Raw genomic sequence first — 21,814 nt, 5'->3', positions numbered from 1 at the left:
AAAAGGACTCAGTCCTGTACAATACAGAACTAAATCCTTTGCTTAAATTATTTGTCTAACTTTTTGGGGTCAGAACAAACAAGCCTTTTTGATTTATTAAGTAATGCTACTTAAACTGACTAGGAGCCCCTGTATAACCTGCCCAATCCTTACTATAAAAGCGGTCGTTCAAGTTATAGTTAGGTGCGGGTGTTGGATTACTTACAAATGGATCAACAGCCTTGTCAAAGGCTACCCAACCTTTCCATCCCATATGAATGGTATCTTGCATGAAGTAAGGTTGATCTCCATCTTTTGAGAAGTCAGCAATATTGGTGAAGCCTTGACTTTCCAATTGATAACGGATTTTAGAAACCGTAGCGTCATACATTTCTTGACTTAGTCCCGTATAAGCCATCCACTTGCTATTAACAGGTGGGATGACAAAGATAACGTTAGTATTTGACTTCGCAAATTGATTTAACACCAACTGTAGGTCACCATATTCTTGTGAAACTTCATACGAAAGATTCTTTTGGAAACCTTTAAGTTTACCAATCTTTTTAGCCAAACGTTTCTTATAGAAACGGTCATCGATACCAAAGTCGTTTGACTTGGTATGAGCTTCTGCATCTCTTACGGCAACCTGGTCAAGTGCCTCGTAAGAGAGCTTGTCTGGCAACTCTTTAAGATAAGGAAGAACCTTCTTGTCGTAATTTGCATTATTTGATGCAGCAAAAGGACTGAACAAGGCATCTTCTCGCTTATTAAGCTCTGCCATAAATTGAATATAAGTCTTATCAAGAGAATTTAAATCTTGCCCATTAGCCACTTTAGAAAGTTGAGATTTCATAGTAATCTCAGGTTTCATCTCTAAGATACGCTGAGCAGCATATTGAGAATTTGCATCCGTCTGATTTTGACTTAAGAAACTACTAAGTTGGTCGTTATTGTAGAACTGCTGGAAAGCCGCAGAATTGTAACCTTTTTTAGTAAACCACTGTGGTGACAAGACATAGACTGCTGTCCCATTTTTCAATTCAGGAAGCATTTGTTGCATTCCCAAATATTGGTTTAGAGAGGCAGCCCCACGTTGTCCAATAAAATATGGGCGATAGTTACGGTCGTATTTTTCAGCTAAAACAGCTGGATGAAGGGCATCAAAACGCAACCACTCACTAGACCCAAAGAAAGGGACAAATCGATGATTCTTATCAGAAAGAGCTGTCGTCTTATTAATACGGCTCTTAAAGTTCTCAGTTGTCAAGGTTACTGCGTTACGTTTTTCAACCTCATAACTATGTTTTCTGCCTTGAGGGTAGGAAAAAATAACTACTACTACCAAGACTAAGGCACAGATTATAGGGCCAAAAATTTGCCATAAACGCTTAAGCATTGCGAAGCTCCGTTACCCCTTCAACAATCTTATTAGCTGTGTTCCAGTCATCACGACCAAATTCTGAAACTGGTACACGAATATCGAAACGTGATTCCAATTCAACGATAAGCTCAACTGTTCCCATTGAATCGAGAACACCAGCATCGAAAAGGTCTTCATCCATCATGTCTGAAACATCTTCCATGAAGAGTTCATCAATAATTTCAATAACTTCTGATTTTACATCCATTTTTATAATTCCTTTACTTATTTTTTAGTGAACCAGAGGTCATTCAAGAATCCAGAGAAAATCAAGAATGACAACATAACAGTGTTAAATGTAATAAAGATTCCCAAAGCCTTCGTCCATTTATTATCAGGAAGTGGCTCAAGACCAGCTTTCTTACGTTCTTTATTAATGGTCTTCTTCTTACGTAACCAGGCATCATTGATTCCTAGACCAATACCATGGAAAATACCATAAGCAATGTAGTACCAGGTAACTCCATGCCAGAATCCCATTACCATCATATTAATGACATAGGCCACATTTGATGTCGTGTTACGATTTTTGAAAACCTTGTTTCGCATCAAAACCATAACCAAACGCATAAAGACAAAGTCACGAAACCAGAAAGACAAGCTCATATGCCAACGATTCCAAAATTCTTTCAAGTCTCGTGAGATGAAAGGTTTGTCAAAGTTGATTGGGCTCTTAATCCCCATAAGGTTTGATGCTGCCAAGGCAAACATCGAGTAACCCGCAAAGTCAAAGAAGAGATCAAAACCGAAAACATACATGACACCAAGTGTTGGTAAATTAAAGATACCACCTTGAGCCAAAGCTTGTGCTTTCAGTGAAGGCAAGAGCATACTTCCGAAAATCTGAGCCAAAACAAACTTATAGAGGAAACCTAGCATGATATATTTTACAGCTTGCTCCAACATATTCATCAGCTCGTCTCGCTCAGGAATCGTTTGGTAATCTTCGTTAAAGCGTTTGAAGCGATCAATAGGACCACTCGTAAAGGTTGGCATAAAGAGCATGAATCGGAGGAATTCTCCAAGTGTAAACTCTTTTAAGACACCATCCCGCATCTCGATAATCATACCAACTGATCGGAAGGTCAAGTAAGAAATGCCAAGAAAGTTTAAGAGTGACTGAGTCCCATTTATCGCAGGCTCTACCTTAACAAAAATCAAAGGAAGAACTACAAGAAATGAGTGTAAATAGAAAACCCATTTATTGTCCTTTTGACTGCGGTAATGTTTGTAGGAATAAACCCAGATGATTTGCCAAACGATATAGAAAAGTAAGGCTAGTAATTGGCTAGCATGTGTTCCTGTCAGAGCGAGAACAATAAAGGCTAAACTGACCAAACATTCATAAATCGCAAAACGCTTTTTAAAGAAGAGACCCACAAAGATTGGCAATAGAGCTAATCCAAGATAGATAAAATAGAAGGGATTACCGTAGGCTTCTAAATGGGGGAGCTGTTTCAAGAAGTCAATCATCGGTTGTTAACCTCACTGATAAGACCCTTGATATCAATTTTCCCATTTGGTGTTAAAGGCAAGCTCTCACGATAGAGGAACTTAGTAGGCATCATGTAAGACATCATAATATCTTCTAAGTCAGCCTTAATCGCCTTGGTGATATCAATTTCACGTTCAAACTGCTCACGAACACCATCCTTAAGAATCACATAAGCCAAGAGGTTCTGAACCTTATGGTCTTTATTGTAACGTGGCACAGCTACTGCTGAATCAATATACTTAGACTTATTAAGGTTTTGTGAAACATCCTCTAACTCAATACGGAAACCATTAAATTTAATCTGGAAGTCCATACGACCACCGTAAAGAAGGAGACCTTCATCAGTCATCGTTCCTACATCACCAGTATGGTAAGCAGGAAGGCCATTAAACTCGAAGAAGGCTTCCGCAGTCTTTTCAGGATTGTTCATATATCCTTTTGAAACTGCTGGTCCTGAGACGATGATTTCACCTTGTTGACCATTTGGAAGGATATTGCCATCCTCATCGATAATATAAGTCGGTGAATCTTCCTTGGTATAACCAATCGGCAAACGCTTAAGGTTAGCCAGCATCTCATCAGTTACTGCTACTGCTGATAAGGCTACAGTTGCTTCAGTTGGTCCGTAAGCATTGATAATACGTGCTTCTGGGAAACGTTGGCGAAGCTTTTGAGCAGTCTTGACAGTCAACTCTTCTCCATCAAAATAGAAATGCGTAATTTCTGGCATCTTCTCTGCATTGAAGTCTTCAGACAACATTGCCATATCTGCAAAAGATGGTGTTGATGTCCAAATAGCAATTGGAAGTGAGAAGATCGTTTCAAAGAGCTTCTTGAAGTCCTGTGTAATGGCTGAAGGAAGCGCATAGAGTGTTCCTCCAAGTGCCAATGTTGGTGCCCAGTACATTACCGATAGGTCAAATGAATAAGGCGGTTGAGCCAGCATTTGAGGACGTTTTGGAGTTGCAAATTCCTTGTCCGTAATCATCCAGTTAGTGAAACTGAGGAGATTATTGTGTGAAATTTGTACCCCTTTAGGCTTACCTGTAGTTCCTGATGTAAAGATGATGTAATAAGTATCATCCCCCTTAACAGGATGAGTCACTTCGTAGCTAGTCTTGCTTTCAAAAGCTGTTGTCACTTGATCCAATGTTAAGATTGGTGCTTGGACATCCTCAAGTGGGAAGTCATTGATAGCAATAATCAGACTAGGCTCTGCTACTTCAACAATTGCCGTCACGCGCTCAAGAGCTGAGTGACTGTCAATTGGAATATAAGCGTGACCAGATTTAGTCAAAGCGACAAAAGTTGCCAACATTTCATACTCTTGACCGCCATAAACCACAACAGGTGATTTTTCTGGAATGTCAAGACTATCAATCTTGGCAGCTAGGCTATCCGAATCAGCTTTTAAGTCACCGTAAGTATGAACTTCCCCTAAAATATTGTAAACAGGAAAGTCAGGTTGTGATTGAGCAAACTGCTCAATCGTTTCGATCATATCTTTAATTTTTGTATTCGTCATTATTCTTCCTAAAATTCGTTATAGATAAAATTACCTTGACCTTGTCCTAGGTAATTGTAGAGATAAATTAGGGCCATAAAAATGGCGAAATAAAGCAAGGTTTGTCCTAAAAATACCAGGACGTTTTTATGTTTTAACATTCTAATTTTCGATACCTTTTTTTATATAATATCCTCTTTAGTTTACCATCTTATCAGTATTTTTTCCAATAAAAAAGAAAAAATAACTAAATTTCATTTCTTTTTCATTAATAAGTTTCCGTGATAAATGATTGGCTAAAATCATAAAAAAACAGAGCTTAAAAGCTCTGTCGGATTTAACTATTTTGTGTCTTTTGGGCCGTCTGCATACGATAGTACATTCCCTTAGCTTGCATCAGTTGTTCATGGGTTCCGTGTTCAACGATATCTCCATTATTCATGACCAAAATAAGGTCCGCATTTTCGATGGTAGACAATCGATGGGCAATGATGAAACTTGTTCGACCTTTCATTAATTTAGCGAAGGCCTCTTGAATGAGGAGCTCTGTACGGGTATCGATACTAGAAGTGGCTTCATCCAAGATTAAGATTTTAGGCACATTGACAAATATGCGAGCAATGGTCAAAAGCTGACGTTGTCCCTGAGAAAGGGATTGCCCAGCGTCATTCAAGTAGGTGTCATAGCCTTGAGGCAACTGCTGAATAAAGAAATCTGCGTTGGCAGCCTTGGCCGCTGCTATAACTTCTTCACGACTGGCTTCTGGATTACCATAGGCAATATTATCATGAATAGTGCCAACCTCAAGCCAAGTTTCCTGCAAGACCATCCCAATCTGTTTCCGAAGACTCTCACGAGTATAATCGGTAATAGGTCTACCGTCCAGTAGAATGTTCCCCTTATCCAAATCATAGAAACGCATAAGTAGGTTTATCAAGGTAGATTTTCCCGCTCCTGTAGGGCCAACAATGGCAACAGTACTTGCTTCAGGGATTTCAATGCTCAAATCCTTGATAAGAGGTTTATTAGGCAAATAGCCAAATTGGACATGATCAAATTGAAAACGTCCCTGCACATCTGCTTCTTCCAAGACCGCCTTACCTGTTTCTGTTATTTCCTCTTCATCCAATATCATATAAAGGCGATCAGCACAGGCCAAAGCACTTTGAAGTTCAGATAGAACAGATGAGATATCATTAAAAGGTTTCGTATACTGAGTCACATAATTTAGGAAGGTAGTCAATTGTCCCACTGTGAAAGCACCACCCGACATGATTCGATAGGCCCCAACACCTGCAATAAGAGCATAGATCAGACTATTAACAAAACGTGTAGCTGGGTTAACCGCTGACGAATAAAAGATAGCACCCTGTGAATAATCAGCATACTTACCATTGACGTCTTTAAAACTCCTAACCATCTGGTCTTGAGCATTTAGACTCTGTATTAAAGCTTCTTGAGTCAAACTTTCCTCAATCAACTGAGTCTGCATGCCTCTCCATTTAGTTTGATTGCGATAGAGTTGGTAGCTCTTCTTTGCGATAAAACGTGCCACAAGCATTGACAAAGGCGTCATCACTAGAACTAATAGCATCATGAACCAGTCTAAGCGAGCCATGGTAATGATTATGACAAAGATAGTCAAAAGCCCAACGAAAAATTGGTTAAAGACCATGAGAAGTCCGTTGTTTAACTGATCGCTATCTGTAGTCACACGGCTAACCATGTCTCCAGTTCCTTGACGATCAAGGTAACTAAGTGGCATAGCATGGATTTTCATCATGACTCGTTCACGTAAACTTTCACTATATGAATAAATTAATCGATTATAAATCAAAGGGTTAAGCCACTGGATTGCACTATTAGCTAAGATAACTACAAGCATCTGCCAAATTAAACGTGACATCAATAGAACAGCGTTCATCTTAAGAACAGCGTCCACTGCATCACCAATTAAGATAGGTAAGTAAACCGTTAAGGCAACTTGAATAATGGTCCCAACAGTTGCTAAGGCAAAGAGGTAACGCTGACTTAAGATATCTCTACTTAAACGTTTAAGCGTTGATTTATTATTTCTAGCCTTCATCAGCGACCTCCTTTTGATGTTGAGAATAATGAATGTCTTGATAGAGTTTATTTGTGGCAAGCAATTCTTCATGATTACCTAAGCCAACTTGATGTCCCTTATCAAGCACCAAAATTTGATCAACAGCTTTTAGACTATTTGTTCTTTGCGAAATAATAATCAAACTCGTTGATTTAAGATTGTCTCTGATAGCCGCTAGTAGACGACTTTCAGTCAAGTAATCTAGGGCTGAAGTGGAGTCGTCCAAAATCAAGAATGGTGCTGGTCTCATCAGCGCACGCGCAATAGTCAAACGTTGACGTTGACCCCCCGAAAAATTACGGCCAAATGACTCAACTGGCTCATCTAAACCAAGATCTTTGTCTTTAACAAAATCAGCAGCCTGAGCCATGTCAAGAGCATGCCACAATTCCTTATCACTTGGTTCGTGATCAAGTCCTAGTGATAAGTTTGAACGAATGGTTCCCCTAAATAACTCAGCTTTTTGTGGGACATAAGCAACCCAAGAACGCCACTCTTTAAGATTTTTTGGTGATTGTTGATTTTTTAAAATAGCTAAAGAACCAATCTGAGGTTGATATAAGTTCATGATTAAGTTTACCAAGGTCGATTTACCCGAACCAGTACCACCAATAATACCCAGTGACTCACCTCTAGCAATCTTTAAATCAATCTCTTGTAGTGACGGTTGACTAGCTGTCGGATAGGTAAAGGTCATGTGGTCAATAGCAAGTCCTGTTTCCGACTGATCTGGTTTTCTTATTGTTAAAGGTGCCTCAATGTCCTCATCTTGGAGTTCAAAAATAGCTTGTACCCTTTTCGCCGAAATAAAGCTCTGGTTAAGATTGGTCAACATCATAGCCAATTTAAGAAGCTCCGTCAAAATTTGCAAGAGATAGTTGACCAGAGCAATCAGCATCCCTTGAGACAAGAGCCCACCTTGAATTTGCAGATTTCCTTGCCAAAGGACAGCAATCAAAGTCATATTAACAACTAGGAAAGTCAAAGGACCAATGAGACTTGCTATCACGCCTGTTTTGAGTTGCCACTTCTTCAGGTCTTTATTAACAGTCGTGAAGTTATCTAATTCACGCTCACTCTGACCAAAGGCACGAATAACCCTCATACCTTCAAGTTGTTGACGCGTATTAGTAACAATTGACTCATTAATCACTCGAATCTTGGCATATAAAGGATTGACGATGCGACTAGCTAGTACAATAATAAGGGTCAATACCAAGACCATACCAAGAAACCAGAGGGTCAAGCGTGGACTGATTCGGAATGCCATAATAATGGCTCCTGTCACAATAATTGGTGCCCTCAAAAAGAGCCTCAAAAATTGATTTATCCCCGTTTGGATTTGAAAGGTATCACCAGTCAAGCGTGTTACCAAACTTGAAGTTCCAATCTCATCCCGCTTTTCCTTTGATAAACGCATGATTTTCGCATAGAGGTCATTAGTCAACACTCGTGCATAACCAACTGCTGCTCTTGATGAAAAATACTGTGCTGAAATAGCAACGACAACACCAATAACGGCAAGTCCAAACAAGACAAAAATCATCAAAAAGAGATGATTTTTGTCTTTATTTGGAATAGTTGTGTCGACAATTCCAGCAATGACTAGTGGGACCAAAAGTTCGAAACTGGCTTCGATTAATTTAAAAACGGGTCCCAGGATGCTGTCTTTGACATATCCTTTAAAATAAACTAATAATGCTTTCATTTGTCTTTCCTTAAGAATGAGGCGTATCCTCTTAGAGACGAGAGAACATACGCATCAAAAAGAGGTTAAACTGCACTTCTTTGGCGTAATAAATATTTCCGCCATTTGTATAAAGTTTTCCGCCACCATAGTACATGGCAACCGGTTGGTAATAGGTGTAAGTTTCTCCACTGATATTTCCTAGACTCGGAGCAACGACATTTTTTGAATAAGCTTTTGCTAATTCGACGGTGTTAACTCCACCATTATCAGCCACATAATCGATATAGGCCTTACCAAAATTATAAGCTTGTACTGCTGTCCAAGGATCCACCTTATGGTGGGCAGCTTCTTCCAGATTTTCTGACAGCACCGTCACCCCTTGACGAATACTTTCTTTTCGATCTGTGATGGAGTTAGTCACCCCTGTAGAACTTTCACTGGACTGCATCACGTCATCTGTCTTCCCCTTGGTTTCTGTGTAAATCATAGCCAACACCAAATCGACATTGGTTGTATTATCAATGTCGTCCTCAGCCAATACCTCCTTAACCATGGATTCATAGGTTAAGACATGTTGAACATTGGCATGGATTCGATAACATTGGATACCTAAGATGAGGACTACGACAAAAACTGCCAGACGTCTTATCCATTTAAACATATTATTTATTGATGATATCCTCGATATTTTTGATGAGAATAGAGTAGGTGCCATCAGGATTTTGAATAAATTCAACACTATCGGCATCCTGATAAACATTATTAGGCACGATTAACTCAATTCCGTTCGATAACGATAATTTTTGATTCTCCAATTTCTTAATTTGACGTGAATGGTCAATATCTGAAACCGAAATGGGTTCAGGAATAACCTCTTTAAGCTCATCAACGAAGGTCAAACGAGCTGTCAAATTATTATCAAAGAGCTGATCTGCCAATTTTTCAGGTGATAACTCTTGGTCTTCTTCCAGGTTATTAAAAATAGCTGATTTCATTTTTCCTTGGAAATTAAAGTCATCCTGATTAAAATTCTCGGCAATCTTCTGAGCAGTATCTTCGACCATCTTAATCGATTTCTTGACAGATTGTTCAGGCTGGACCTGCAAGAGATTCTCAGAGAAATAATTGGCAAAGCTTCCATTATGCTTGATTCGCTTTTCAATCAAATAATACTGCTTACTACTACGATTGATTACCAAAGCTTCATCAGGTGTCTGAGCCGCAGATGGCAAATTATTTTGTGACAATTGAATAGGATGCTGACTATCTCCCAAAGAATGAATCAAACTGTCCTTGAGAGCAATACGCAAGAAAGCAAAATATTCTTGCCCTTCTTTATCAAACTGAATAAAGACCAAATCATTGGTCTTTTGATCTTCAGAAATGACAAATTCTTCCTTCCAAAGTTGGGAAATTTTAACAGAACTTTCCATCAAATCATCTCCTAGATGACTGATAAAAACATTTTCCGCATCGAAATAGCCCCGTTTAGCCTCATCTGAGAAAACTTTAGAGAGTTTCTTTCGAAAATACTCATCTAAGCGAGGCGTTATTTCAAGAGGTCCTTCAGCTAAAACCAGCTCCGTATCATTTGGCGAAAACTGGTGAATGATAATGCGTTTAATATATAAATCTAACATAGTCTTTTAATAGAGTGGGAAGGCATCTGTAAGAGCTTTAACTTCTCCACGAATGCGTTCCAAAACTTCAGGTTTATCGTGATTTTCCAAAGCTTGAACCATTAATTCAGCAATTTTACGGCTCTCAGCTTCACCCATACCACGACTCGTAATAGCTGGACTACCAACACGGATACCAGATGTCTTGAATGGAGACAATTGCTCATATGGAATACCATTCTTATTTAAAGTAATATTAACTTCTTCAAGAACATTTTGCGCAACCTTACCATTTTCAACAACCTTAGTGACATCAACCAAGAAAAGGTGATTGTTAGTTCCACCTGAAATTACTCGGAAATCTGGATGTTGATTGAAAACGTCCGCCATAGCAGCAGCGTTTTTGATAACATTTTCGCCGTATTCCTTAAAGGCAGGGTCGAGTGCTTCTTTAAGAGCAACAGCCTTGGCAGCAATAACATGTTCCAAAGGACCACCTTGCAAACCAGGGAAGACTGCAGAATTCAATTTCTTAGCGATAGCTTCATCATCAGTCAAAATCAAACCACCACGAGGACCGCGAAGCGTCTTGTGGGTTGTTGTAGTTGTCACATGTGCATGAGGAACTGGACTCGGGTGATGACCAGACGCTACAAGACCTGCAATGTGAGCCATATCTACCATGAGGTAAGCACCTACAGCATCGGCAATTTCACGGAATTTAGCAAAATCAATGATACGAGAGTAAGCTGAAGCACCAGCCACGATGAGTTTTGGTTGCACTTCTTTAGCCTGCGCAAGAATGGCATCATAATCTAGGAGTTCAGTTTCCTTATCTACATTGTAAGCGACGAAGTTATAGGTCTTACCAGAGAAGCTAACTGGTGCACCGTGTGTCAAGTGACCACCCGCTGACAAATCCATTCCCATAACCGTATCACCTGGTTGGATTAATGACATGTAAACAGCAGCATTGGCTTGGCTACCTGAGTGAGGTTGCACGTTGGCAAATTTTGCTCCAAAAAGTTCTTTGGCACGCTCAATAGCAAGAGACTCAACCACATCAATCACGTCTGTACCACCATAGTAACGTTTACCTGGATAGCCTTCTGCGTACTTGTTAGTCAAGAGAGTTCCTTGAGCAGCCATAACAGCTTTAGATACTACGTTCTCAGAGGCAATCAACTCAATATTGTTTTGCTGACGTTCTGCCTCAGCATCGATGGCGTTCCATAGTTCAGGGTCAAATGCTTTGTAATCTTCTTTATCAAAAATCATAGAGGTCTCCTTTGAGGTCTAATGGGCTTTCAATCAACTCGCCCGCATATAGTCGGAAGTTATCTCACACTTCCATAGGTCTCTGTTAGTCATTTATTCTATGGTCAACTCTGGTAGAGCCGCCAATAGGTCTTCTTTTGTAATTTTCCCTTGTCTGAGAATCCTAGCAGGTGAAACAGACAAATCCAAAATCGTCGAATCTACACCCAACAAGGCAGCGTCATCTTGATAGCCAGTCACCTGAAAATCAAATTGTACTCTAATATCGTCGAAATACCGACCACTAGCCTTCCCAGACTTATTGGCTGAGGGACCAATCAAAGGCCCTTCCGCTTGGATCAGCTCTCTAGTAACAGGATGGTCTGGCAAGCGGAAGCCAACCGTCGCCAATCCTGAATTAATCCATCTGGGGACTTTATCATTAGCTTTTAAAATGATAGTCAACGGTCCAGGCAAAAAAGCATCATAAATTTTTTTGAGATAGTCGGGCTGCTCTTTTGAATAAGACAGGATATCTTCATAAGAAGCGACATTCAAATTCATGGCTTTTTCTCTGGGACGATTTTTTAGCTCATAAACATGTTCAACAGCTTGCTCATCTAAAGCCTTAGCAAATAGACCATAAACAGTCTCTGTGGGAAGGACAACTGCTCCACCGTCAGCCAAGATTTCTCTTAACACTTTATTACTTTTCATCATCCATCACGACCATTCTATCTTGCCCAAATTGGTCCTTAAGAACACGCACACGCTTATCTGGAAAATGTAGAGACAAGAGTTTCTTCAAATCACGGCCCTGCTTATAGCCAATTTCAAAGTAGAGCTTTCCTTTTGGAGTTAAATACTTATCTGCGACCTCAATAATCTGTCTATAAATGGCAAGTCCCTCTTCATCAGCAAACAGAGCCATTTTGGGCTCGCTAGCCAAAACATTGATACCAACTTCGTTCTTATCATTTTCAGAAATATAGGGAGGATTTGACACAATGATATCAAAACTACCAGAAAGATTTTCGAAAACATCCGATTGCACAAAGCTAATATCTACCTGATTTAGTATAGCATTCTCTTTAGCAAGTACTAAGGCGTCAGCTGACAAGTCACTAGCTGTTACTTGCCAAAAGGGGCAACTCTTTTTCAGAGATACCGAAATAGCACCACTCCCAGTTCCGATATCAAGAATCTTGAGCTCTGAGCTAGGGTTTTCCGCTAAAATCAAATCCACTAGTTCCTCAGTTTCAGGACGTGGAATCAAGACACGCTCATCAACCTGAAAACGCAAGCCATGAAAGTCTTCATAGCCCAAAATATACTGAGCAGGCTTGTGATTCATTAGTTGGCTGAATACATAAGCTAACAACTCTGCATCTTCATCTGAAACTTCTTGACGCAATTGAAGAACAAAATGAGTCAAGTCCCATTGCTTCAAACCACGATAAACGAAGGAAAGGGCCTCTGGCTCTTCGCCAACAGCATCAAGCTGCTTCTCATAGTCAGCCAGGACATCCGCTAAAATCATTTGTTAAGCTCTTCCAATTTTTGCGTTTGATCATAAAGAACCAAGGCATCCACAACTTCATCTAATTTACCAGCTAGAATTGTATCAAGCTTTTGAAGGGTCAAACCAATACGGTGATCCGTTACACGGTTTTGTGGGAAGTTGTAAGTACGGATACGCTCTGAACGATCCCCTGTACCAACAGTCGATTTACGCTCAGCATCTTGTTCATCTTGAGCGATTTGTGCAAAGTGGTCCGCAACACGCGCACGGATAATCTTCATAGCTTTATCACGGTTCTTCTGTTGTGTACGTTCTTCTTGCATCTCTACTTTAATTCCAGTAGGAATGTGAACCATACGAACCGCAGTCGCAACCTTATTGACGTTCTGACCACCAGCACCAGAAGCGTGATAGATATCGACACGAAGGTCCTTAGGATCAATTTCGTACTCTACTTCTTCAACTTCTGGCATAACCAAAACAGTTGCTGTAGAGGTATGAACACGACCTTGACTTTCAGTCACAGGCACACGTTGCACACGGTGTGCTCCTGATTCATATTTGAGTTTAGAATACACGGATTGCCCTGAAACCATGGCAACCACTTCTTTGATACCACCGACACCATTATAAGAGGCTTCCATAACCTCAAAGCGCCAACCTTGTGTTTCTGCGTATTTTTGGTACATAGCTAGAAGATCACCCGCAAACAAGGCAGCTTCATCACCACCTGCAGCCCCACGAATTTCGAGGATAATATTCTTGTCATCATTAGGGTCTTTTGGCAAGAGAAGAATTTTCAAACGTTCTTCATACTCTTCTTTAGAGGCTTTGGATTCTTTGAGTTCTTCCTTAGCCATTTCTTCCAAGTCAGGATCACCGCTTGCTTCCTTAATCATCTCTTCAGCATCTGAGATACTTTGGATGACTTGCTTGTACTCACGGTAAGCTGTCACAGTTTCACGAGTATTTGCTTCTTCACGTGACAACTCCATGAAGCGTTTAGTGTCTGAAACGACTTCAGGGTCACTAAGCAATTCACCCAATTCCTCATAGCGGTCTTCAACCGCTTGTAACTGATCATAAATATTCATTTGTTATCTTTACTCCTTATATAACTAATAGTCATTTTTAGGTCTTATTCAAAGGGATTATGTTTTCGTGAGGTGGATTAAACCAGTGCTTTCGGCAAACAGAGATATAACTCTCGTGTCCTCCAATTTGAACTTGTGCTCCCTCATAAACTGGCTTACCATCTTCCATACGAAGAACCATGGTTGCCTTTCTCGAGCAATAATGACAAATGGTCTTAATCTCATCAATCTTATCAGACAAAAGCAAAAGGTATTTAGAACCTTCAAAGAGATTGTTCTGAAAATCATTTTTGAGACCAAAAGCCATCACTGGGATATCTAACTCATCAACAATTCGTGCCAAATCATAGACATTCGCACGGGTCAAAAACTGAGCCTCATCAACTAAAACACAGTAAGGTCGTGGATCCATATTAGCAATGTAACCAAAAATATCCGTATCATCACCAATAGGATATGCCTTCCGTTTCATGCCAATACGACTAGAGATATAGCCGACCCCATCTCGATTATCCAAACGACTGGTCAACAATACTACTGGTTTTCCTTGTTCTTCGTAATTATAGGCAACCTTAAGAATTTCAATGGATTTCCCAGAATTCATAGTGCCATAGCGAAAATAAAGTTGTGCCAAACCAGTCTCCTCTAAAATATGTATTGTACTTATTTTATCATAATTCTAAGCGTAAAAGGGAGGGAGACTGAACAATTTTTGAAAAAAGTTCGCCTCACTCCCTTATTTTTATAATAGGTTTGACTTGTGTTTCAAATGGTTCAATCTTATCACCCTGATAACGTTTCACCAGTCTAATAGCTTCTTATGAATAGGCTTTAGCCAATTTTTCAAGAAGTTCTTCTTTCTCCTCGTCACTAGCAAATGAAGCTTCGATTGCCGTCTTATTATGAGCATAAAAGTCTTGCACTGAGCTATCAAAATGCTTGTGATAGAGTTCGTATTCCTTGGTTAAGTTTGTATCAGAAACGGTACGATTGTCCGTATTAATGGTAATATTCGCACCTGCTGCTTTCATTTTTAGATAAGGAAAATCAGCAACTGTAACGGCTGCTTTAGTCTGCAGATTACTTGTTAAACATAACTCTCCTGTGACACCATTTTTGACAAACTCTTCCAAAAGCTCAGGCTCTTGAGCCAAGATCGTTGCATGGCCATTACGCTTAATTCCCATGGCAATCGACTCAGCCAAAAAGGCTGGGCAACCACACTCACCAGCATGAAAAGTCATGGGACGGTTGTAACTTTGGACTTGTTCAATTAGAGGTTTAATCGCTTTAGGTCCATAATGATGCTCATCTCCAGCAAAATCAAAACCAACAAAGTCACTATCTTCAACCTTATTTGCTTCATTAAGAATATGAGCCGTTAAATCTTGATTTGATTGACGCATGCCACAAACTAGGGCCTTAGCTACAATTCCAAATTCTTCTTGAGCTTGACGTAAGCCTTGACAAACGGCATCAATGGTTTCAGCGACAGTCAACCCCTTATCCATTGACAATTCGGGAGCAAAACGCACTTCAATATAGATAACATTTTCAAGAGCAGCCTGTTTAGCGACATCATAAGCCGCAATGGTCAAAGCTTCCTTTGTTTGAAGCAAAGGACGAATGTAATCAAAAGCCTCTAGATAATCTAGGAGACTCTCACAGGTGGCCGGGGCTGTCACATGGTGTCTGAGCTCCGCATCGTCCTTAGGTAACTCAATCTTTGCTAAGTCAGCTAGGTGACGAATAGTTTCCAATGATAGAGAACCATCCAAATGGCAGTGTAGTTCTGTTTTAGCCAACTTATGAAAATCAATAGCAGTCATTCTTTTCTTCCTCTCTAAACAATATGTTTTTATCAGATAAAAATTAATTTTTACTATATTATCATTCCATAGAAAAAAGTCAAGATGCTAGATCTAATGAGACGTAGCAGATTCTTGAAATGCCACTATCATTTTGTTAGGATGTAACTATCAAGAATACAAGGAGAAACATTATGTCTGATTATATTATACCAGAAGTTTGGCAAAATCCAACCTCTATGGGAGGTGCCTGGGGGGGTATTAACCAACCAACTGCTGGTGCCCGTTTTGAACAAACCTTACCAAAAGGCGATCAACCTTTCCAACTCTATACACTTCCAACACCAAATGGTATTAAAGCAACTATTATGCTTGAAGAACTTAAAGAACTCGGTGTAACTCAAGCAGGATATGATGCTTATCGTATTAAGATCGGTGATGGTGATCAGTTTGGCTCAGACTTTGTTGCTATCAATCCTAACTCAAAAATTCCTGCTCTGATGGATTATTCTGAAGAACAACCAGTGCGTGTCTTCGAATCAGCTAACATCCTCCTTTACTTGGCTGAAAAGTTTGGAAAACTTATTCCAACTGATCATGCTAAACGTACTGAAGTTCTCAACTGGCTCTTTTGGCAAACAGGCGCTGCACCTTTCCTAGGCGGCGGATTTGGTCACTTCTTCCACTATGCACCTGAAAAAATCGAATACGCCATCAACCGTTTTGCTATGGAAGCCAAACGCCAACTTGACTTGCTGGATAAAGAATTATCAAGCAAACCTTATATTGCTGGGGATGAATACACCATCGCTGATATCGCTATCTGGTCCTGGTATGGTCGTCTTGCCCAAGATAAGGTTTGGGATAAGGCTGGTATTTTCCTTGATGTAAAAGAATACAAGCACCTTCAAGCTTGGACTGAGAAAATTGCTAACCGTCCAGCAGTTAAACGCGGACTTGAAGTCGAATATAAAGATATCTAATTTTTGTAACGGTTTGCCTAGGCTAACCGTTTTTCTATTGTTTCGTGATATAATAGAAAAAAATCACAAGGAGATTTTCATGACTGTATTTCAAGCTATTTTAGAAAAAATAAAAGCCTATGACACTATTATTATTCACCGCCACCAAAGACCTGACCCTGATGCCATTGGTAGTCAGGTAGGACTGAAGGAAATTTTAAAAACAAACTTTCCAGATAAAAAGGTTCTTGTGACAGGTGTCAATGAACCTACCTTGTCTTGGATTGCTGAAATGGATAGGGTAACTGACCAAGACTATGAAGGAGCGCTTGTTATTGTTACCGATACAGCCAACACTCCTCGTATCGACGACGACCGTTTTGATAAGGGGGACTTTCTTATCAAAATTGACCATCATCCTAACGACGATGCCTACGGAGACCTCCTCTTAGTTGATACGACTGCTTCAAGTGCCAGCGAAATTGTGACTGACTGGGCTCTCACTCTTGGCCTTTCCTTGTCAGATGCCGCTGCTCGTGTTCTTTACAATGGTATTGTTGGCGATACAGGTCGCTTCCTCTTTCCGTCTACGACACCTAAAACACTTCAAATTGCGGCTAAACTTCGTGAATACGACTTTGATTTTGCAGCAATGGCTCGTCGTATGGATAGTTTCCCATTCAAAATTGCTAAATTACAAGGTTATGTTTTCGATAATCTAGAAGTCGATGAAAATGGTGCAGCTCGAGTTGTCTTGACACGAAAGGTTTTGGATGAATTCAATGTCACTGATGCTGAAAGTTCTGCAATTGTTGGCACTCCAGGTCGTATTGATTGCGTCGAATCTTGGGCTATTTTCGTAGAGCTGCCTGAAGGGCATTACCGTGTACGTCTGCGCAGTAAAAGCATTGTCATCAACGAGATTGCTAAACGTCATGACGGTGGAGGCCACCCACTTGCTAGTGGTGCCAATTCCTACAGCTTAGACGAAAACGAACAAATCTACCAAGAAATCAAGGATACCGTTGCCCATGCAACTCACTAATCGTCGTGTACGTCTCATGGGAACTGTGATTGACGTCTCTATCTATCATGAAGAACCAGAACCCCTACTAGACCAGGTTGAAGCACTCCTACATACCTACAATAAGCGCTTCTCAGCCAATGACGACAGTTCCGAACTCATGAAAATTAACAAGGCAGCAGGCTTACATTCGGTGACGGTTCACCCAGAGCTTTTTGAACTTATTGCTCTTGGAAAATGGCATAGCTGCCAACCTGAAAGTCACCTTAACATTGCCATTGGACCTCTCATTCAGACTTGGCGCATTGGTTTTTCGGATGCCAAACTGCCTCTGCCTGAAGAAATTCCTCCGCTCCTGCAAATTATCAATCCCAATGCCATTGTTCTATCCGAGGAAAATCAAAGCGTTTTTCTCAAAGAAAAAGGGATGAAAATTGATCTTGGTGCCCTGGCAAAAGGATATATTGCAGATCGTATTGCAGATTTTCTTAAAGCAGAAAAAGTGACCAGTGCCCTAATCAATCTTGGAGGTAATGTTCTAACCTTTGGACCAGCTCTCCATAATCCTGATAAAAAATGGCGGATTGGTATTCAAAATCCCAAGGAGACTAGAAACACAAATCTTATGGTGCTTGCTATAAGAGACCAGTCTATTGTCACATCAGGAATCTATGAACGCACTTTTGAAATAAATGGCAAAACCTATCATCATATTTTCGATAGTCAAACTGGCTACCCTGTCTCTAGTAATCTAGCTAGTCTTACCATTATTTCATCCCTCTCAGTCGATTGTGAAATTTGGACGACACGTTTATTTGGCTCAAGTCTAGAACGCATTTTCCAGGAAGTTAGTTCACAACCAAATCTTGAAGCTATCATCGTTGATAAAGATAATCGATGCTTTCAGACAGGCGGCATTTACAAAATGCGAATTTCCTAAAAAATAGTAAAAAAGACTTGTCAAGAAGACCACCTTTTGATAAACTAAAATAGTTAAAAAAACTATGGTGCGGAAAGTACCATGGCAGAAAGGAAATATTTTAACATGAAAAAAGATATCCATCCAGATTACCGTCAAGTAGTATTCATGGACACAACTACTGGTTACCAATTCCTTAGCGGTTCAACTAAACACTCAAATGAAACAGTTGAATTCGAAGGTGAAACTTATCCACTTATCCGTGTAGAAATTTCATCAGATTCACACCCATTCTACACTGGCCGTCAAAAATTCACTCAAGCAGACGGACGCGTGGATCGTTTCAACAAAAAATACGGTCTCAAATAAGCAACATCTTGTTGTTAAGCCATTCCAATTGGAATGGTTTTTTTGTATTCTCTTGGGTATAATCTCTCCTCCCCCCTCCTTTAAAATAAAAAACAGCTTCCATATGGAAACCGTTTAATCCTATTAACCTGCTTTACCAATAGCCAAAGCCCAGATAAAGAAGAGGGCGAATCCGAACAAGAAAATCAAACCTGCAATAGCAAGTCCTTTCAACCAAGTTGGAAGGTCTCTCTTTGCTTTTGTAACAAGTATATAATTCAAAAGCGCAAAGAAAGGTGTTGTAAGGAATGAACCAATCATGGCAAAACGAAGCATTGTTGCTACTTGACCTTGGAAGAAGAAAATAATGATGAGACCAAGAATAGCTGTCAATGTCATCCAAACATTCAATGGTGTTTGATTTTTTTCTTTTTGGTTAAACAAAAGACGAAGAGAAATTTCGTTAACACGTGAATAACCATCGATAACAGTAATCACAGTACCAAAGATACATAAGAAAGCGATAAAGGTAATCAAATAGCGTGACCACTCACCAAGCACTGAGGCATACATACCAACAAACTGAGCAATATACTTAGCTGATGCTGCTTCTACTGGTTTACCAGTTGGATACTGGATAAGCGCACCGAGTGCTACAAAGAATACTGCAAGAATAGCTGTTCCGATGAAACCAACGTTAAAGTCAAAGAGGGCATCATCAGTGTTAAAATCAACCGTTTTCTTTTTCTCTGCTGACCAAAGTGAGTTAATGGCTGAAATTTCAATTGGAGCTGGCATCCATCCAAGAAGTGAAACAATAAATGGAAGGGCTGCTAATTTCCACGGTTTGTTTTCAACGAAGTCAGCACTGTACTCTGGGTGTTTGATTGCTGCAATAATAACTGCTGCTACTGTTGCGATAGTCAAGGCTGACATGATCCATTTAGCCATGCCATCAAGAAGTTTGTAACCACCAAAGAGTAACATACCCCAAATGATTGCAACCAAAATGATTGACCATGTTGTAATACTCAAACCAAGCATTGGAAAGGCACTAGCAATGATAGCTGAACAAAGAATAGAAACACCTGCAGTATTAACCAAGGCTGAAAAGACATTCAAAATGAAGAATACCCAAAGATAGAACTTACCTTTCTCAGCATAACCTTCAACAAGGGTTTTACCCGTATCTGCGGTATACTCAGCACCAAAACGGAAGAATGGGTATTTAAAGAGGTTAGCTAGAATAACCAAGCCTAGCAAGGCCCATCCATAAGAACCACCCGCTTGAGTTGATGAAACGATGTGGGAACCACCTACGGCCGCTGAAGCCATTAGGATACCAGGTCCCATTGCTTTTATTTTACTACGCCAGGTAGACTGACTAGATATATTTGTTTCTGACATAAGAGAATCTCCTAAAATAAATTTTCAGAATAATCTGAATTGATGTTTACCTTTTACACAATTGTTGGAATAATTTCAATAGAATTTCACATATTTTCTGAAAAATAGAAAAAAGCCATCCAAATGGATAGCTCTTTTACTATTTAGAAAGTCCTGTAAAGAAATCTACGATAGCTTGCCAGATTTGTGCAAAAATATTTTTGCTGTTCTCAACCGCTTTGTTGGCATTAAAGTTTAGGTTGATTCCAGAGAAAGTATTACCAGCTTTCGAAACGATAGAATCTTTAAGTGAACTCAAGGTTGACTTAAAGCTAGCACTATCAATGATTGAAGACTTAGATAAATTCATAGCAAAATTCACCAGAAGGTTAATTTGCGTATCAGAAAGATTCAAGTTGTAATTATTAATTGTTTGCTGAACAATCGTTTTAGCTTGGTCTTCAGTCAACTTATCCCCTTTATCAGCAACAGCTGACTTAATATCAGTCATAGCTACATTAAGCTTGTCTGCATCATAGTCAGTCTTACCAGAATTTTCCTCATTGATTTGAGAAAGGGTTTTAAGTTCCTCTTGCGCAAGCTCTTTGCTTTCATCTGAAACTTTAGCCCCATTTTGCTCAAGGGAATAGTAAATACCAGCCAAGGCACTTTCTCCTGTAACTGCAATTGGTGCTGCTACCGTAATCTTAGCATGTTCAATACCAAGTGTCGTGGCAGCATTACGGTACATATCTGGAGTGATTTTCGTGATATTTTGCGGTGTCACAATCTCTACACTCAAGGTTTCCTTAGCACCCAGCTTAGCAAGCTTAACCGAAGAATATAGCTGAAGACTAGAATCGTCAGCGACATTCATGATATTGGCGTAAGCAGATGTCGTCAAGGTCTTGACATTAGTATCCTTACTACTATCATACCCTAATAAATTCAAGGTTTCATTTCGTTGCTCTTCCGACAATGAATACCCCATCACATAGTCTGGTTGAACATAAGATTCATCAATAACCTTTTGGACTTGTGATGATGTTGCTGCTTGAGCAACCGAAGTAAAGGCTGTTACTGAAGCCAATATAGCCATCCCAGTAACAAGAAGTTTTTTCAATTTCATATGTGTTTCCTTTCGAAAATAGAATAGTATTCCATAATCTCCTAAAGGACGACTGACTCTAGGCTCAGCCGTTCACCTATTATACCATGACTTAAAAAATTAAGGTTAAAAAAACTACTCGTGCAACTCCAAGGGAAGACCATCTGGATCAGCAAAGAAAGTCATCTTTTCACCGGTAAAAGTGTCCTTGCGAATAGGTTGGCAGGAGATACCCTTTTGTTCTAACTCTTGGACGACCTCTTCAATATTAGTCACTCTGAAAGCTAAATGACGTAAGCCACATGCCTCAGGATAAGACGGACGTTTTGGGGGCTCCACATAGTTCGGATCACTGGTCTTATTGCCGAAGATTTCAAGTTCTATACCTCCACAGCGTAGGTCTAACTTATAATCATGACGTTCCGGACGGTGATTTTCCCGAATAATCTCAAAACCAAGTTTATTGACATAAAAATCTCGAGACAAGTCATAATCAGAAACAATAATAGCAACATGGTGCACTGTATTTAAAAACATATTTTCCTCCATTGAAAAAGGCCCGAAGGCCCTTT

Annotated in this window: 22 protein-coding genes; 4 read left to right on the top strand and 18 right to left on the bottom strand. The window is 39.9% G+C overall.

Annotation, left to right across the window (positions count from 1 at the left end; translation table 11 throughout):
- Positions 1-106: 106 nt before the first annotated feature.
- From dltD to add, 15 genes are all read right to left on the bottom strand, one after another.
- Complete coding sequence (dltD, locus tag H7T93_RS08025) at positions 107-1,375, bottom strand: D-alanyl-lipoteichoic acid biosynthesis protein DltD (protein WP_045768622.1); 1,269 nt, start codon at positions 1,373-1,375, stop codon at positions 107-109.
- Positions 1,368-1,607 carry a D-alanine--poly(phosphoribitol) ligase subunit DltC gene (dltC, locus tag H7T93_RS08020; protein ID WP_002891149.1) on the bottom strand — a complete coding sequence of 80 codons (240 nt, stop codon included), beginning with the start codon at positions 1,605-1,607 and terminating at the stop codon, positions 1,368-1,370. The genes dltD and dltC overlap by 8 nt, the downstream gene beginning before the upstream one ends.
- A 17-nt stretch (positions 1,608-1,624) precedes the next feature.
- Positions 1,625-2,872 (bottom strand): D-alanyl-lipoteichoic acid biosynthesis protein DltB, encoded by a 1,248-nt coding sequence (dltB, locus tag H7T93_RS08015; protein ID WP_201041763.1) that lies wholly within the window; start codon positions 2,870-2,872, stop codon positions 1,625-1,627.
- The gene (gene dltA, locus H7T93_RS08010; protein WP_004182015.1) at positions 2,869-4,419 is read right to left on the bottom strand and encodes a D-alanine--poly(phosphoribitol) ligase subunit DltA; all 1,551 of its coding nucleotides are present in this window, start codon (positions 4,417-4,419) and stop codon (positions 2,869-2,871) included. Before dltA ends, dltB begins: the two co-directional genes overlap by 4 nt.
- An 8-nt stretch (positions 4,420-4,427) precedes the next feature.
- Positions 4,428-4,559 carry a teichoic acid D-Ala incorporation-associated protein DltX gene (locus H7T93_RS08005; protein WP_002885174.1) on the bottom strand — a complete coding sequence of 44 codons (132 nt, stop codon included), beginning with the start codon at positions 4,557-4,559 and terminating at the stop codon, positions 4,428-4,430.
- A 176-nt stretch (positions 4,560-4,735) separates the two neighbouring features.
- Positions 4,736-6,484 carry an ABC transporter ATP-binding protein gene (locus H7T93_RS08000; protein ID WP_201041760.1) on the bottom strand — a complete coding sequence of 583 codons (1,749 nt, stop codon included), beginning with the start codon at positions 6,482-6,484 and terminating at the stop codon, positions 4,736-4,738.
- Positions 6,474-8,213, bottom strand: a complete 1,740-nt coding sequence (locus tag H7T93_RS07995) for an ABC transporter ATP-binding protein (RefSeq protein WP_155212126.1) — start codon at positions 8,211-8,213, stop codon at positions 6,474-6,476. The genes H7T93_RS08000 and H7T93_RS07995 overlap by 11 nt, the downstream gene beginning before the upstream one ends.
- 31 nt (positions 8,214-8,244) lie before the next feature.
- Complete coding sequence (locus H7T93_RS07990) at positions 8,245-8,856, bottom strand: lysozyme family protein (protein ID WP_049545439.1); 612 nt, start codon at positions 8,854-8,856, stop codon at positions 8,245-8,247.
- Position 8,857: 1 nt separating this feature from the next.
- Positions 8,858-9,835 (bottom strand): nucleoid-associated protein, encoded by a 978-nt coding sequence (locus tag H7T93_RS07985; RefSeq protein WP_049545438.1) that lies wholly within the window; start codon positions 9,833-9,835, stop codon positions 8,858-8,860.
- A gap of 6 nt (positions 9,836-9,841) precedes the next feature.
- The gene (gene glyA, locus H7T93_RS07980; protein ID WP_049545437.1) at positions 9,842-11,092 is read right to left on the bottom strand and encodes a serine hydroxymethyltransferase; all 1,251 of its coding nucleotides are present in this window, start codon (positions 11,090-11,092) and stop codon (positions 9,842-9,844) included.
- 93 nt (positions 11,093-11,185) lie between these two features.
- A complete protein-coding gene (locus H7T93_RS07975) occupies positions 11,186-11,791 on the bottom strand; it encodes an L-threonylcarbamoyladenylate synthase (RefSeq protein WP_049545436.1) in 606 nt (201 codons plus the stop codon).
- Positions 11,778-12,611, bottom strand: coding sequence for a peptide chain release factor N(5)-glutamine methyltransferase (prmC, locus tag H7T93_RS07970; protein ID WP_049545435.1), 834 nt, complete (start codon positions 12,609-12,611; stop codon positions 11,778-11,780). Before prmC ends, H7T93_RS07975 begins: the two co-directional genes overlap by 14 nt.
- Positions 12,608-13,687, bottom strand: coding sequence for a peptide chain release factor 1 (gene prfA / locus H7T93_RS07965; protein ID WP_155212124.1), 1,080 nt, complete (start codon positions 13,685-13,687; stop codon positions 12,608-12,610). Before prfA ends, prmC begins: the two co-directional genes overlap by 4 nt.
- Positions 13,688-13,724: 37 nt before the next feature.
- Positions 13,725-14,321, bottom strand: coding sequence for a thymidine kinase (locus tag H7T93_RS07960; protein ID WP_155212122.1), 597 nt, complete (start codon positions 14,319-14,321; stop codon positions 13,725-13,727).
- Between the two features lie 184 nt (positions 14,322-14,505).
- Positions 14,506-15,516, bottom strand: coding sequence for an adenosine deaminase (gene add / locus H7T93_RS07955; RefSeq protein ID WP_155212120.1), 1,011 nt, complete (start codon positions 15,514-15,516; stop codon positions 14,506-14,508).
- A 173-nt stretch (positions 15,517-15,689) separates the two neighbouring features.
- Between add and yghU the strand changes: the two genes are divergently transcribed.
- The 4 genes from yghU to H7T93_RS07935 all read left to right on the top strand — a co-directional run bounded on the left by yghU (position 15,690) and on the right by H7T93_RS07935 (position 18,769).
- The gene (gene yghU / locus H7T93_RS07950; RefSeq protein WP_201041758.1) at positions 15,690-16,478 is read left to right on the top strand and encodes a glutathione-dependent disulfide-bond oxidoreductase; all 789 of its coding nucleotides are present in this window, start codon (positions 15,690-15,692) and stop codon (positions 16,476-16,478) included.
- Positions 16,479-16,557: 79 nt separating this feature from the next.
- The gene (locus H7T93_RS07945) at positions 16,558-17,502 is read left to right on the top strand and encodes a DHH family phosphoesterase (protein WP_156685133.1); all 945 of its coding nucleotides are present in this window, start codon (positions 16,558-16,560) and stop codon (positions 17,500-17,502) included.
- Positions 17,489-18,421 carry an FAD:protein FMN transferase gene (locus H7T93_RS07940; RefSeq protein ID WP_201041757.1) on the top strand — a complete coding sequence of 311 codons (933 nt, stop codon included), beginning with the start codon at positions 17,489-17,491 and terminating at the stop codon, positions 18,419-18,421. The genes H7T93_RS07945 and H7T93_RS07940 overlap by 14 nt, the downstream gene beginning before the upstream one ends.
- A gap of 105 nt (positions 18,422-18,526) precedes the next feature.
- Positions 18,527-18,769, top strand: a complete 243-nt coding sequence (locus tag H7T93_RS07935; protein ID WP_003093591.1) for a type B 50S ribosomal protein L31 — start codon at positions 18,527-18,529, stop codon at positions 18,767-18,769.
- 123 nt (positions 18,770-18,892) lie between these two features.
- Here the strand turns inward: H7T93_RS07935 and H7T93_RS07930 are convergent, their stop codons facing one another.
- From H7T93_RS07930 to H7T93_RS07920, 3 genes are all read right to left on the bottom strand, one after another.
- A complete protein-coding gene (locus tag H7T93_RS07930; RefSeq protein WP_201041755.1) occupies positions 18,893-20,155 on the bottom strand; it encodes an NRAMP family divalent metal transporter in 1,263 nt (420 codons plus the stop codon).
- 139 nt (positions 20,156-20,294) lie between these two features.
- Positions 20,295-21,263: a DUF1002 domain-containing protein gene (locus tag H7T93_RS07925; protein WP_201041753.1), complete on the bottom strand. Its 969-nt coding sequence runs from the start codon at positions 21,261-21,263 to the stop codon at positions 20,295-20,297.
- A 114-nt stretch (positions 21,264-21,377) separates the two neighbouring features.
- Positions 21,378-21,779 carry a VOC family protein gene (locus H7T93_RS07920; RefSeq protein ID WP_048790443.1) on the bottom strand — a complete coding sequence of 134 codons (402 nt, stop codon included), beginning with the start codon at positions 21,777-21,779 and terminating at the stop codon, positions 21,378-21,380.
- Positions 21,780-21,814 lie beyond the last annotated feature (35 nt).

This window comes from Streptococcus sp. 9.1, assembly GCF_016648815.1.
Taxonomy (GTDB): domain Bacteria; phylum Bacillota; class Bacilli; order Lactobacillales; family Streptococcaceae; genus Streptococcus; species Streptococcus salivarius_E.
This window is presented reverse-complemented; position numbering and strand designations above follow the sequence as displayed.

Bases quoted from the DNA above. Each gene is read 5' to 3' on its own strand.
- dltD (WP_045768622.1), bottom strand. From the start codon at position 1,375: ATGCTTAAGCGTTTATGGCAAATTTTTGGCCCTATAATCTGTGCCTTA.
- glyA (WP_049545437.1), bottom strand. From the start codon at position 11,092: ATGATTTTTGATAAAGAAGATTACAAAGCATTTGACCCTGAACTATGG.
- H7T93_RS08005 (WP_002885174.1), bottom strand. From the start codon at position 4,559: ATGTTAAAACATAAAAACGTCCTGGTATTTTTAGGACAAACCTTGCTT.
- H7T93_RS07995 (WP_155212126.1), bottom strand. From the start codon at position 8,213: ATGAAAGCATTATTAGTTTATTTTAAAGGATATGTCAAAGACAGCATC.
- H7T93_RS07985 (WP_049545438.1), bottom strand. From the start codon at position 9,835: ATGTTAGATTTATATATTAAACGCATTATCATTCACCAGTTTTCGCCA.
- prmC (WP_049545435.1), bottom strand. From the start codon at position 12,611: ATGATTTTAGCGGATGTCCTGGCTGACTATGAGAAGCAGCTTGATGCT.
- prfA (WP_155212124.1), bottom strand. From the start codon at position 13,687: ATGAATATTTATGATCAGTTACAAGCGGTTGAAGACCGCTATGAGGAA.
- add (WP_155212120.1), bottom strand. From the start codon at position 15,516: ATGACTGCTATTGATTTTCATAAGTTGGCTAAAACAGAACTACACTGC.
- dltB (WP_201041763.1), bottom strand. From the start codon at position 2,872: ATGATTGACTTCTTGAAACAGCTCCCCCATTTAGAAGCCTACGGTAAT.
- H7T93_RS07940 (WP_201041757.1), top strand. From the start codon at position 17,489: ATGCAACTCACTAATCGTCGTGTACGTCTCATGGGAACTGTGATTGAC.
- H7T93_RS07920 (WP_048790443.1), bottom strand. From the start codon at position 21,779: ATGTTTTTAAATACAGTGCACCATGTTGCTATTATTGTTTCTGATTAT.
- H7T93_RS07935 (WP_003093591.1), top strand. From the start codon at position 18,527: ATGAAAAAAGATATCCATCCAGATTACCGTCAAGTAGTATTCATGGAC.
- yghU (WP_201041758.1), top strand. From the start codon at position 15,690: ATGTCTGATTATATTATACCAGAAGTTTGGCAAAATCCAACCTCTATG.
- H7T93_RS07925 (WP_201041753.1), bottom strand. From the start codon at position 21,263: ATGAAATTGAAAAAACTTCTTGTTACTGGGATGGCTATATTGGCTTCA.
- H7T93_RS07945 (WP_156685133.1), top strand. From the start codon at position 16,558: ATGACTGTATTTCAAGCTATTTTAGAAAAAATAAAAGCCTATGACACT.
- H7T93_RS07930 (WP_201041755.1), bottom strand. From the start codon at position 20,155: ATGTCAGAAACAAATATATCTAGTCAGTCTACCTGGCGTAGTAAAATA.
- H7T93_RS08000 (WP_201041760.1), bottom strand. From the start codon at position 6,484: ATGAAGGCTAGAAATAATAAATCAACGCTTAAACGTTTAAGTAGAGAT.
- H7T93_RS07990 (WP_049545439.1), bottom strand. From the start codon at position 8,856: ATGTTTAAATGGATAAGACGTCTGGCAGTTTTTGTCGTAGTCCTCATC.
- dltC (WP_002891149.1), bottom strand. From the start codon at position 1,607: ATGGATGTAAAATCAGAAGTTATTGAAATTATTGATGAACTCTTCATG.
- dltA (WP_004182015.1), bottom strand. From the start codon at position 4,419: ATGACGAATACAAAAATTAAAGATATGATCGAAACGATTGAGCAGTTT.
- H7T93_RS07975 (WP_049545436.1), bottom strand. From the start codon at position 11,791: ATGATGAAAAGTAATAAAGTGTTAAGAGAAATCTTGGCTGACGGTGGA.